The following is an 11,917-nucleotide window of genomic DNA, read 5'->3' as shown; positions in this document are numbered from 1 at the left end:
ACCTACACGGCGTCGGGCCAGCGGGCCACGGAGAAGACCAACACCGGGACTCCTTCGACCCGTACCTACTGCTACGACCCGGCCCGCCCGCACGCGCTGGCGGCCACCACCACCGGCGCCACCTGCACCGGTGTCACCCCGCAGTACACCGTCGACGCGACGGGCAACACCACCAAGCGCGCGGAAACCCCCGGCAGCGCCACCTCCCAGACCCTGAACTGGGGCGCGGAGGGCAAGCTCACCAAGACCACGGAAGGGGCCGCGGCCACCGACTACATCTATGACGCGGAGGGCGAACTCCTGATCCGCCGCGACGCGGCGGGCGAGACGGTGCTCTACGCCGGCTCCAACGAGGTGCACCTCAAGGGCGCCACGAAGTGGGCCACCCGCTCCTACAGCATCTCGGGCGTCAAGGTCGCGGTCCTGAGCAACGAATCCGGTACCGCCAAGCTGGCGTTCGTGGCCGGCGACAGCCACGGAACGTCCTCCCTCGCGGTCTCCGCGGACGACACGCAGACGGTGTCCAAGCGGTACACGACCCCCTTCGGCTCCGCACGCGGACCGGCGGCGGCGAGCTGGCCGGACGACAAGCGGTTCCTCGACAAGCCGGAGGACAAGAACACGAACCTGACCCACATCGGCGCGCGCGAGTACGACGCGGCCCTCGGCCAGTTCATCAGCGTCGACCCCATGCTGAGCCTCGACCAGCCGTACTCCCTCAACGGCTACAGCTACGCGAACAACAGCCCGGTCACCCAGAGCGACCCGACCGGTCTCGAGAGCTGCGGCAGCGCCGGCTACTGCGGTGGCGGCGGCTGGACCAACGGCAAGCACATCGAGGACATGCCGAAGGACGAGGTCGAGAAGCACTACAACGGCGGCGGCGGCGGCGGTGGCGGCGGTGGCGGTGGCCGCGGTGGTGGCCGCGGTGGGTACAACCCGCTGAAGCCCCCTCCGGGTGGCCTCCTCGGCAGCAACGTGATCCAGCCGGTCTACGACCCGGTCTTCACCCCGCTCTACGAGAAGACCAAGCAGCAGGAGGCCGAGGCGGCCGCGGAGACCCAGCGGCTCCACTCGCAGATGTGCCAGGCCGACCCGATCCTGGTCTCGTGCACCGAGTCGATCAGCAGCACGCTGGCTCCGGAGACCCCGCTCAAGGAACTGCTGGCAGCCTGGGTGGTCGGCACCGGCCCGGATGAGATCACGTCCGGTGACGGGAGCATCATGGCCATGCTGATGGCCTCAACGCCCGAGGCGAAGTCGGCCAGGGAAGCCGCGTTGAAGAAGTGGAAGGACACCGGGAACACGGACTTGGGCGATATCGGCAAGCCCTATTCCATCGGCAAGCTCTCCGCGTTCGAGATGGTCGAGCAGGTCGGGAGGGACGCGCTGAGTCTGTCGACCGGTCTGATCGACCCCAACGCGGTCAAGGTGGTGCTGGGATCCTTCAAGGTCACGGGCCGGGTGATCGTCGCCTCGGACAAGGGGATCCAAGTGCAGTTCACTGTGGACGAGGTACAGGACTTCTCCTCGGCCGCCCACCTGTTCACGGGCTACAAAGGCAAGGGAGAGTTCTATACCAGGCTCTTCGACAAAAACGGATTCGGGGGCGTGATGGGACCGAAGCATCACGTGGTCACCTGGCGTGAGGAGTTGAGGTTCTGATGAGAACGCCGACGGCCCGCCGTCCGTGGCGTGCACTGCTCCTCGCTCTGGGCTGCCTCTTCGCGGTGACCTGGACGGTGGCAGGGTGTTCCCTCGCAGATGCTCCAGCGCTGCCCGAGGCGAAAGACGTCCGGAAGGAGCAGCTGGTCGGCTCCTGGGGGGACGGCTACGGCTCCGACCTGACGCTCCGGGAGGACGGCACGTTCGCCGCGCAGAAGTTGCGGACGTCCTTCACGCCGGGTGAAGGGGCCAAGTCGCTGGGCAAGGAACTCGTCGCGGGTGAGGGCCGCTGGAGCTTCGGCGACTACGGAGCCGGGCCCGAGGTCAACATCAACTTCACCGGTGGTGGAGTCGCGACCCTCAAGGTGGTCGAGAAGGACAAGGTGAAGGTCCTGTCGGCCTGGGTCGGCGACGGAGAGAGCGTCCTTCTCACGAAGCCGGCGGCAGTGCCGTAGGAAGGACTGAGCGAGGAAGGCCCCGGAGACTTCGGTCTCCGGGGCCTTCCCGCGTTCGGGGCTCCAGGCGCGGGCTCTACAGGTCCAGGACCAGCCGGTCCGAGGCCGCGCGCGAGACGCACAGGAGCATCGAGTCCTCGCGTTCGCCGTCCGTGAGCAGGGTGTCGCGGTGGTCGATCTCCCCCGAGACGACCCGGTGCTGGCAGGTGCCGCAGAAGCCCTGCTCGCAGGAGTACGGGGTGTTGGGCAGCTCCCGGCGCACCGCGGCCAGGGTCGATTCCGTCGCCGCGACCTCGACGACCCGGCCCGAACGCCGGAGTTCCACTGTGAAGGGCTTCGCGTCGCCCGTCCCGGCCGCCGGGGAGAACCGCTCCAGGTGGACCGGGACGCCCTCCGGGGCCGCCGCCTGCACCGCCGCCATCAGCGGGGCCGGGCCGCAGCAGTAGATCAGGGTGCCCGCGGGGGTCCCGGAGAGCGGGGCCAGGTCGGGGAGGCCCGCCTCGTCCTCCGGGAGGATCGTGACCCGGTCCCCGTACGCCTCCAGCTCCGCGAGGAACGGCATCGAGGCGCGCGACCGGCCCCCGTACAGCAGGGTCCAGTCCGCGCCGGCCGCCGTGGCGGCCCGCAGCATCGGCAGGATCGGGGTGATGCCGATCCCGCCCGCGACGAAGGCGTAGGACGCGGAGGGCTGGAGGGGGAAGCGGTTGCGCGGCGGGCGGACGGAGAGCTCCGCGCCCTCCACCAGCTGCGCGTGCGCCTCGCGCGAGCCGCCGCGGCCGTCCTCGACGAGCCGGACCGAGATCGTGTACCGGCCCTCGTCGGCCGGGTCGCCGCACAGGGAGTACTGGCGGACCAGACCCGAGGGGAGGGCCACGTCCACGTGCGCGCCCGGGGTCCACGCGGGGAGCTCCGCGGATTCCAGCACCAGGGACAGCACGCCCTGCGCCGGTTCCGTACGCGAGACGATCAGTGTGGGGATCCACCGGCGCGGCGAGTAGCCCGACACCGGAGTCTCCAGGGCCGGCAGCGGCCAGAGCGGGGATCCGCCGTTGATCCGCCTGCCGATCGCCCGCTTCGCCAGCCATGCCGAGCCCGCCAGCGCCGCCACCGTCACCGCCGTGGTCCGCCTCATGCCCGGACACCTCCGTTGGCGCCGGGGGAGGAGGCCAGGTAGGCGACGGCCTGGGCCGTCGAGCCCTCCTGCGAGGGGTGGTACGTGCGCGAGAGGTACGTCGGGATCGACTTGAGCATCGCGCCCGTGGAGGGCAGGGTGCCCTTGCGTCCCGCGCGGTAGAACTGGCCGAACGAGGCTTTGGAGCCGGGCCGTTCGGGATCGTGTTCCATGAAGTAGCGCGATCCGCGCTGCCACAGGAAGACCAGTGCCGTGAAGGCGGTGGCCCAAGTGCGGGCACGGCGCCGGTAGTTGCCGTCCAGGTGCATGAAGAGGTCGAAGGCCACCGAGCGGTGCTCGACCTCCTCCGCGCCGTGCCAGCGCAGCAGGTCGAGCATCATCGGATCGGCGCCCCGCCGGTCCAACTCGTCGGCGTTGAGTATCCAGTTGCCCAGGAACGCGGTGTAGTGCTCGATCGCCGCGATCATCGCCACGCGCTCCATCAGCCACCACTTGCGCGCCTTGCCGGGCGGCAGTGTCCGGTCGCCGAGCAGCTTCTCGAAGAGCCAGTCGACCTGGGCGGTGTACGGGGTCGGGTCCAGGCCCAGCCGCTTGAGGTGGGGGAGCACGTCGTCGTGGGCCGTGGCGTGCATGGCCTCCTGGCCGATGAACCCGACGACGTCCTCGCGCAGCGCCTCGTCCGTGATGTACGGGAGCACCTGCTTGTAGACGTGCACGAACCAGCGCTCGCCCGCCGGGAGCAGGAGGTGCAGCACGTTGATGGTGTGGTTGGCGAAGGGGTCGCCGGGCAGCCAGTGGAGCGGGGTGTCCTCCCAGGAGAAGGACACGTTCCGGGCCTTGAGGCCCCCCGTGAGGTCTATGTGTTCCGTGTGTTCCGACGCCACGAGGGCGGGCGCGGGCGGCGTATTAGACATGGCGTCAATGTACTGATGGGTAGAGGCGGGGAAAACCCCTCTGCGCCGACTTCCTTCCTCTCGGTGCGCCGTGCTCCGCCCCACCCCGGGCTACCGCAGGACCCCCGCCTTCGAGCCGTCCGTGAGCTTGCCCGACAGTTCGACCTGGGCTCCCGCCGGAGCCTTCACCGCCAGGCGGTTGCCCACCGCGACCCCGCTCACCTGGCCGCCGCCCACCGTCAGCGAGGCGAACTGCGCGCTGCCCGCCGCCAGCACGTACCACTGGCCGGCCTTCGACTTCCACAGCACACCGGCCAGCACCCGCGGCTCCCGCGGACCGCACGCCGGCGAGCCCTCCGCCTTCGCCGCCTGCGCGGCCAGCGGCGCGCCCGGGGCCAGGAACTGCGCCTGCACCCGGTCCGCCGTGCCCTGCCAGGTCTCCGCCCGCGTGCACAGCCAGGTCGCCGTACCGTCGCCCTCGGGCAGCGGCTGCTTCGCGTACGTCCACGCGTTGACCGCCCGCACCCCGTGCGAGCGCACCGACGGCAGCAGGCAGGCGATCCGCGACCACTCGCCGAGCTCCGCGCCCTCCGTCACGTTCCGCTCGGCGCCCGGCGCGCCCGACGTCAGCCGGGCCGGCGTCAGCTCGCCCAGGTCGGTGATCAGCCGGGTCGCTCCGTCGCCGGTCAGGGCCAGCGCGTTCCAGCTCGTACAGCTGCCGTCCGGGGCCGGGCTCGGCACGGGCGGGGTCATCCCCTCCGGCGTCAGCTTCAGCTCCGTCGGGGCCTCGCCCGGCTTCAGCAGGTCCCGCAGCGCCGCGCCCGTCACCCACGGCGCCGCCAGATAGCGGACGTTGCCGTCGACCCGGCTGAGCACCAGGGCCGTCGCCGTGTCCGCCGACGCGCCGTCGGTCCGGGCGAAGTCCAGGGCCGCGACCTCGGTGCCGGAGCGCGGTTCGGCGTACCGCGCCACGCGCAGGCCGTCGTACAGCAGGACCACGACGGCCTGGTCGACGGTCCCGGCGAACAGCAGCTGCGGCGGACCCATCGGCGGCCCGGACGGGGTGCCGGGCGTGGCCGAGACGACCACCGAGCGGCCGGGCCGGGCCCAGACGGCCAGTGCCCGCCGCAGCAGGGCGGTGTCGTCGATCCGGTCGCCGCGCGCGGGCCAGCCCGAGTAGTCGGTGCGCGAGGACGTGCGCCAGACGGTGGGCGCGACCCGGACCAGCTGCCCGGGGTCCAGGGCCTGCTCCGCCGCCGCGTTCTTCGCGTAGAGCGGGGCCGCGGCCCCGTCGGCCCCCCAGCCGCCGCCGGGCAGCGCGAGCAGCGCCCCGCACACGGCGAGGGCGGCCCCGCCGGCGATCGCGGCCCGGGTCAGCCGGCGGCGCCGCAGCAGGTCGGTGGGCCGGGCCTGGAGCACGCAGGGGTCGAACTCGGGGGAGGCGAAGAGCTCGTCGGTCGACGGATCGCCGGACTCCGCGACGGCGGCGGCCGGATTCACCACCCCCGCCTCGGTCAGCACCCGCAGCACCTCGGACTCGGGCAGCCGCTCCAGCGCCCGCAGGACGCACGCGGCCCGGCCCGGCCCGTCGAGGGTGGCCAGCCACTGGTCGAGCGCCAGCTCCTCGGCGCCGCCGGAGCGCGGGAACAGCCGCAGCCCCCACACCTGCGGGAGCAGCGGCGGCAGTTGGGCCCGCCGGGGCAGGGCGCGGAAGGTCAGCGGGATGCCGGCCTCCAGCGCGGAACGCAGCACGCGCAGGCGTACGTACGCGTAACCGGAATCGGGGCCCGCCCCGCCCCGCTGGCCCGGGACCCCGCCCTGTGCGCCGGACGCCTCCCGCCGGCCGCGCGGCAGGGCGCGCTGGGCCAGCGAATGGGCGGTGAGGACCCGCCGGTTGCGGCCGAGGGAGGGCGGCAGCACCAGGTAGGCGAGCCGCACCAGCCGCGGGTAGTGCTCGACGATGGCGGCCTCGGCCTGCTCGACGTCGGGCGAGAGGGGGCGGGTGGCGGTATCCGGCGCAGTCACGTTCAGCAGAACGAGCGAATGGTCGGATGGTCACCCGTCCCCAGTGCGAACGTTCGGATCGGCGCCCCCGGGCCGAGCGGCGTTCGGATGCTCAGGCGTTCGGACGCTCAGACGACGAGGCGGGCGCGCAGCGCCTCGACCGTCTCGTCGGAGACACCGAGGCCCTCGCGCACGTACTTCTCCATGGAGCCGTAGCGCGTGCTCACCTCGTCGAGCGCGGCCTCCAGGTACTCGGGGTAGACGCCGATCAGCGCCAGCGCGAGCTCCGGGTCGCCGCCGGCCGCCGTGAAGCCCTCGATCATCGGCGCGAAGGCGATCCGCACCGCCGGGTTGACCGACAGGTACTCGCTCATCAGCGTCTCGTCGTCCGCGCCGAGCAGCGACAGGATCACGGTGGCGCCCCAGCCCGTGCGGTCCTTGCCCGCCGTGCAGTGGAAGAGCAGCGGACCGGCCTCGGGATCGGCGAGCTCGGTCAGCAGCAGCCGGTACGAGGCCTGCGCGGAGCCGGAGCTCACCAGCGAGCGGTAGATGCCGGCGAACAGGGCCTGGACCTTGCCGCCGCCCAGGTGCTCCTCGGCGACCGCCGGGTCGGACAGCAGGTCCTTGAGCTGGGCGGCGGGTATCTGCCCCGGACCCTCGGCGGCGCCGGTGCCGGCGTTCACCTTGTCGGCCAGGACGTCGGCTATGAGCAGACGGGCGCCGGGCGGCATCCGGTCGGGGTGGTCGGCGCGCTCGGGGTCGGTGCGGAAGTCGATGACCGTACGGAGCTCCAGCGCGGCCACGGACCGGTCGACCTCCAGGTCGAGCCGGTCGAGCTGACCGGAGCGGAAGACCAGGCCGGAGCGGACGGTGCGGCCGCCGGAGAGCGGGGTGCCGCCGAGGTCGCGGAGGTTGGCGACGGTCGTGGCGGGAGTGGCGGTCATCGTGGCGGCTCCAACGGTGGCGGTGGCATTCGAAAAACGAATGATCGAAGAACTAAATGGGCCTCGGTGACAGGCGCTGGGTGACGCGTGTCATCTCTATGATTTTCCGAGATTTCCCTGTGGATAGGTAATCGGCGGCGAGCGAGACCCCGAGGCCCAGGCCCAGCGCGACCAGGTGCCCGGCGTCCGTGAAGGTCCGCTCCCGCCGCAGTACCGGCCGGACGGCCAGCGCCAGCAGCCCCACCCGGGCGGCGGTGCGCACCGGCCCGCGCGGAAGTGCCGAGGTCAGCGCTCCGAGCACGGTGTTGAACCCGTAGCTGGCGCCCACGTCCACCGCCCGGCGGGTCCGCGGGCCGGCGGTGCGGCGCAGCACCCCGTAGACCAGCAGGCTCGCGGCCGCGTGCCCGAACAGGAAGGCGGCGGCCGTCCACCAGGCGCCGTACGCGTACTCCGCGTACCCGAGGACGGCCGTCAGCAGCAGCGCGTACGGCAGGGACATCGGCTCCTCGAGGAGGAAGGCGCTGAGCGGCAGGGTCTCCCAGCGGCCCGCGTCGAGGTTGTCGGCATTGGTGGAGCAGCGGCGCAGCAACCGCTCGCGCGCCGCCGGATCCAGCCGCTCCAGGGCGTACGCCCCCAGCTGGATTCCGCCCGCATACACCGCACTCAAAGGCACTGTCAACGGCTGTGGATTCATCCGAACATGATCGGCTACGGGGCGGCGTTGAGCGAGGCGGGCCTGCATGGCAGCATGCCCTGGTCATGTCACACAGCCCCGCGCCGATGCGCGCCACGCGGGCCGCGGTTTTCGCGGCGGTGGCTGTCGCACTGGGTGCGGTGGGGCATTCGTACATGTCCGGTACGGACATTCCGCTACTGGGCCTTCTGTCCGCTTTCGGGCTGACCGGAGGGCTGGCCTGGCTCGGTGCCGGGCGGCGGCGCGGAACGCTCTCCATCACCCCGGCGCTGCTCGGCGTACAGGCGGTCCTGCACTTCGTCTTCTCGGCCTCCGCCGGCAGTCACCACATGGCGGGCATGGACATGGCCACGGACACCGCCCACGCGGCCGTGCCCGGGACGGGGCCGGTGCCGGGCGCCGCGGGCACGAGCGGGATGGCCGACATGGCCGACATGGCCGGGGCCGCCGCCATGGACGGCATGGCAGGCATGAGCGGGATGGCGGGCACGGGCGGCATGGCCGGGATGGGCGACATGGCCGCCGGCCACGCCCACGACGGCCTCGGCATGATCGCCGCGCACGTCCTCGCCGGGCTGTTCTGCGCGCTCTGGCTGGCCCGCGGCGAGGCCGCCGTCTTCCGGCTCGCCGCCGCCCTCGCGGCCGGGGCGCTGCTCGCCGCCCGGCCGCTGGCCCGGGTCCTCGCACTGCTGTGGACCCGCGGGACCACCGCGGCGCCGGCGCCCGTGGCGCGCCCCGCCGCGTACGAGCGGCCGCGCACCCTGCGCGGGGCCGTGCACGCGCACACTGCCGAGCGGCGCGGGCCGCCCGCGCGCGGACGGATCCGTATCACGGCCCCCGGCCGTCCCGCCCGCGCCTGACCGAACGGCGCACCTCCTCGGTGAGGGGGCGAGACCTGGGGCCGCTCACCCATGTCTTCGCCAACACCAAGGACACCCATGTCTCTCGACGATGTCCGGGAAACCCGCTCGGCGGACCCCGAAGCACCCGAAAACGAAGCCGGAACCGAATCCGGAGCCGAATCCGGAACTGAATCCGGAACTGAATCCGGAGCCGAAGCGGGCTCCGACGCCGGCTCTGCCGCCGCCCCCGCCAAGGCCCGTACCGGCGGCTGGGCCGCCGTGCGGCCGCTGCTCCTGCGCCTGCACTTCTACGCCGGGGTGCTGATCGCCCCGCTGCTGTTCATCGCCGCCACCACCGGGCTGCTCTACGCCGGCTCCTGGCAGGCCGAGAAGATCGTCTACTCCCACGAGCTGACGGTCGACCGCGTCGGCGAGAGCGCGCTGCCGCTCCGCGCCCAGGTGGACGCGGCCAAGAACGCCGCGCCCCAGGGCGAGGTGACGGCCGTGTGGCCCGCGCCCGAGGCCGACGCCACCACCCGGGTGATCATGAACAGCCCGGGACTCGCCGAGGACGAGACCCTCACCGTTTTCGTCGATCCGTATACGGCCGAGGTCCGCGGCAAGCTCACCACCGCCGGCGACGCGCTGCCGCTGCGGGCATGGCTGAGCGAGTTCCACTCCAGCCTCCAGCTGGGGGAGTTCGGGCGGAACTACAGCGAGCTCGCCGCGAGCTGGCTGTGGGTGGTCGTGCTCGGCGGGCTCGCGCTGTGGATCGGCCGTCGGCGCACCCGCCGGGCCGCGCTCGTCGTGCCCGACCGCAAGGCGTCCGGCCGTCGCAAGACCCTGTCCTGGCACGGCTCCGTCGGCGTCTGGATCGCCATCGGCCTCGTGGGTCTCTCCGCCACCGGTCTGACCTGGTCGAAGTACGCCGGCGAGAACATCGGTGAACTCAAGGACGGCCTCGGCGGGGCCACCCCGGCCGTCGCCGCCAAGATCGCCGGAGCCCCCGCGGCCGACGCGGGAGGCGAGCACGCCGGGCACGGCACGGCCGACGGCGCGCAGGCGGCGCCGCCCACCCCGGCCGACGCCATCGGCGTCGACGGCGCGGTGGCGGCGGCACGCGCCGCCGGGGTCACCGAGTCCCTGCGGATCACCCTGCCCGCCAAGGGCAAGGGGTACGTGGTCAAGGAGCAGGACAAGCAGGTGCCGGTGCACCTGGACGCGGTCTCCGTCGACCCCGCGGACGGCCGGATCATGGACGAGGTCCGCTTCGCCGACTACCCGGTCCTCGCCAAGCTGACCCGCTTCGGCATCGACCTGCACATGGGCCTGACCCTCGGGCTCGCCAACCAGATCGCGCTGGCCGTGCTCGCGGTCCTGGTGATGTTCATGGTCGTCTGGGGCTACCGCATGTGGTGGCTGCGCCGCCCGACCAAGGACCTCCGGCTCTCGGCCGGCCGCGCCCAGCCGCGCGGCGCGTGGCGCAAGCTCCCGGTGACGGTGCTGCTGCCGCTGGCCGCCGCCACGGCCGTCGTGGGCTGGTTCCTGCCGCTGCTCGGGATCAGCCTGCTGGTGTTCCTGGCGGTCGACGTGGTGCTGGGCTTCGCCGCTTCGCGCCGCTCCCCGGCGCTCTAGGCCGGTCCGGTCAGTGCCGGTCCGGGAGGCCCCGGACCGGCACGGGCACGACAGTGGGCCCGTACTCCCCCTCGTGAGTACGGGCCCACCGTCATGTCAGCACGGATGCCGATCCGTCAGAAGTGCGCTCAGGGGGCGTACTTGTATCCCACCCGGCGCACGGTCTGGATCGCGCCGCGGTGGGACGCGCCCAGCTTGCGGCGCAGCCGCGCGACGTGGACGTCGACGGTCCGGCCGTCGCCCACGTGCCCGTAGCCCCAGACGGTGGTCACCAGCTGGTCCCGGCTGTGCACCCGGTGCGGGTGCGCGACCAGGTGGGCCAGCAGTTCGAACTCCAGGTACGTCAGGTCCAGGATCTGGCCGTCCACCTCGGCGGTGCGCTGGGCCGGGTCGATCCGGACCAGGGCGTCCCCGGTGAGGGCCGCGGCCTCGGGGGCGGCCGGGGCGGCGGGGACGGACTGCGGGGAGAAGGCGACCGGCGGCTGCTGGTCGGCCGGTACGAGCACCAGGTAGCCGACCATCGGGGGCTGGCCCGGCAGGGTGGGCAGGGTGTGCGCGGGGGCGGGCAGCCAGGTGGCGCCCGGCGGGAGGAAGTCCACGACCCGGGCCACCTCGTCCCGGTCCACGGCCCGCAGACGGTGGCGCGGACTGGGCGGGAAGGTCGGGTAGGTCAGGGAGGCGGTCGCAGCGGGGGCGGCAGAAGCGAAGGAACGGGTGTTGGCCATGAGTGGTCAGCTCTTTCACGCGGAGTGGTCGGCAGGAGACGTACGTACATGCGTCGTCTTGTGTCGTACCGCGCAGACCGAAGGCCTCGGGGAGGTCGGTTGGAGGTCCCGGAGGCTTTAGAGGGCCGGCGCGTTCTCGGCGCGGCAACACACCCGGTCGAAATCGTGGTCCTGACGGGACGGCCAGAACGGCTCGAGGTCGCTGCGACCCGTCGAGGTGTGCAAGTAGCTGGCCATGGCCCCATTCAAGCAGATGTCCGGGCGCCCGGGCAGACCTTGTCTCACTCTATGGATCGAAATCTCATTTTCCGTGATCACCCCGTGAACGCACCATTGCAATCCCGACAAACCGTCAACCGGCCAGCCGCCTCCGCCAGTCCGTCCCGATCACCCGTATCGCATCGTGAGCGGATTCGTCCCAGTGCGGCGGCTCCACCGGCCCCTAGGAGGGGAGGTCGAGGCGCTCCCAGGCCGGGCCGAGGTCCCAGGCCTTTTCCTGGCGGGCCCAGAGCGTCATCAGGTGGACGACCTCGGCCGCGGTGGGGATGAAGGCCTGGAAGTGCCGCTCGTGGGAGCCTGCGCGGTGTTCCAGTTGGTAGTCGTCGTCGCCGTCGTACCAGACCTGGAGGTAGACGTCCGGTTCGTTCGGGATGCGTTCGAGTATGAGGAACTGGCCCCCGGTCGTGCCGAGCCGCCCCACCAGGTCGGACAGCAGGGACAGCGCGGGGCGCTCGTAGGACGGGCCGTGGTCGGTTTCGACTCTGATCGCCAACATGGGGACACCGTGCCAGACGGGACCGACGCCGTCACCGGTGACGGCGGAGCCTGTGGGAAAGCCGGCGCCCGCCGGGCCGCGTGGGCCCCGCGGGCTTTCTCTAATACACAACAGACGCTTCCGACGAATTTAATAGTTTAGATCTAGGAGGTC

At 72.3% G+C, this 11,917-nt stretch carries 11 protein-coding genes; 4 read left to right on the top strand and 7 right to left on the bottom strand.

Going from position 1 to position 11,917, the window contains the following annotated elements:
* Both ACWGDE_RS28835 and ACWGDE_RS28830 read left to right on the top strand, forming a co-directional pair.
* Positions 1-1,665: RHS repeat domain-containing protein (locus ACWGDE_RS28835; RefSeq protein ID WP_453391958.1), on the top strand; the 1,665-nt coding region annotated here is incomplete at its 5' end.
* Positions 1,665-2,120 carry a hypothetical protein gene (locus tag ACWGDE_RS28830; protein WP_453391957.1) on the top strand — a complete coding sequence of 152 codons (456 nt, stop codon included), beginning with the start codon at positions 1,665-1,667 and terminating at the stop codon, positions 2,118-2,120. The genes ACWGDE_RS28835 and ACWGDE_RS28830, both read left to right, overlap by 1 nt.
* A gap of 76 nt (positions 2,121-2,196) precedes the next feature.
* On the opposite strand, the gene ACWGDE_RS28825 is transcribed toward ACWGDE_RS28830, so the two are convergent.
* The 5 genes from ACWGDE_RS28825 to ACWGDE_RS28805 form a co-directional block, all read right to left on the bottom strand.
* Positions 2,197-3,252, bottom strand: coding sequence for a PDR/VanB family oxidoreductase (locus tag ACWGDE_RS28825; protein ID WP_453391956.1), 1,056 nt, complete (start codon positions 3,250-3,252; stop codon positions 2,197-2,199).
* Positions 3,249-4,166 (bottom strand): metal-dependent hydrolase, encoded by a 918-nt coding sequence (locus ACWGDE_RS28820; protein ID WP_453391955.1) that lies wholly within the window; start codon positions 4,164-4,166, stop codon positions 3,249-3,251. Before ACWGDE_RS28820 ends, ACWGDE_RS28825 begins: the two co-directional genes overlap by 4 nt.
* 90 nt (positions 4,167-4,256) lie before the next feature.
* Complete coding sequence (locus tag ACWGDE_RS28815) at positions 4,257-6,170, bottom strand: hypothetical protein (protein WP_453391954.1); 1,914 nt, start codon at positions 6,168-6,170, stop codon at positions 4,257-4,259.
* A gap of 107 nt (positions 6,171-6,277) precedes the next feature.
* On the bottom strand, positions 6,278-7,093 hold the full coding sequence (locus tag ACWGDE_RS28810) for a tyrosine-protein phosphatase (protein ID WP_453391953.1): 816 nt from the start codon (positions 7,091-7,093) through the stop codon (positions 6,278-6,280).
* Positions 7,094-7,145: 52 nt separating this feature from the next.
* On the bottom strand, positions 7,146-7,766 hold the full coding sequence (locus ACWGDE_RS28805; protein WP_453391959.1) for a rhomboid-like protein: 621 nt from the start codon (positions 7,764-7,766) through the stop codon (positions 7,146-7,148).
* An 86-nt stretch (positions 7,767-7,852) separates the two neighbouring features.
* On the opposite strand from ACWGDE_RS28805, the gene ACWGDE_RS28800 reads away from it, so the two are divergent.
* Positions 7,853-8,647: a hypothetical protein gene (locus ACWGDE_RS28800; RefSeq protein WP_453391952.1), complete on the top strand. Its 795-nt coding sequence runs from the start codon at positions 7,853-7,855 to the stop codon at positions 8,645-8,647.
* Positions 8,648-8,725: 78 nt separating this feature from the next.
* Positions 8,726-10,264 carry a PepSY-associated TM helix domain-containing protein gene (locus tag ACWGDE_RS28795; protein ID WP_453391951.1) on the top strand — a complete coding sequence of 513 codons (1,539 nt, stop codon included), beginning with the start codon at positions 8,726-8,728 and terminating at the stop codon, positions 10,262-10,264.
* 128 nt (positions 10,265-10,392) lie between these two features.
* On the opposite strand, the gene ACWGDE_RS28790 is transcribed toward ACWGDE_RS28795, so the two are convergent.
* Both ACWGDE_RS28790 and ACWGDE_RS28785 read right to left on the bottom strand, forming a co-directional pair.
* Positions 10,393-10,989 carry a winged helix-turn-helix domain-containing protein gene (locus ACWGDE_RS28790; protein ID WP_453391950.1) on the bottom strand — a complete coding sequence of 199 codons (597 nt, stop codon included), beginning with the start codon at positions 10,987-10,989 and terminating at the stop codon, positions 10,393-10,395.
* 442 nt (positions 10,990-11,431) lie between these two features.
* Positions 11,432-11,764, bottom strand: coding sequence for a hypothetical protein (locus tag ACWGDE_RS28785; RefSeq protein ID WP_453391949.1), 333 nt, complete (start codon positions 11,762-11,764; stop codon positions 11,432-11,434).
* Positions 11,765-11,917: the final 153 nt, after the last annotated feature.

Source organism: Streptomyces sp. NPDC054956 (assembly GCF_053609185.1).
This window is presented reverse-complemented; position numbering and strand designations above follow the sequence as displayed.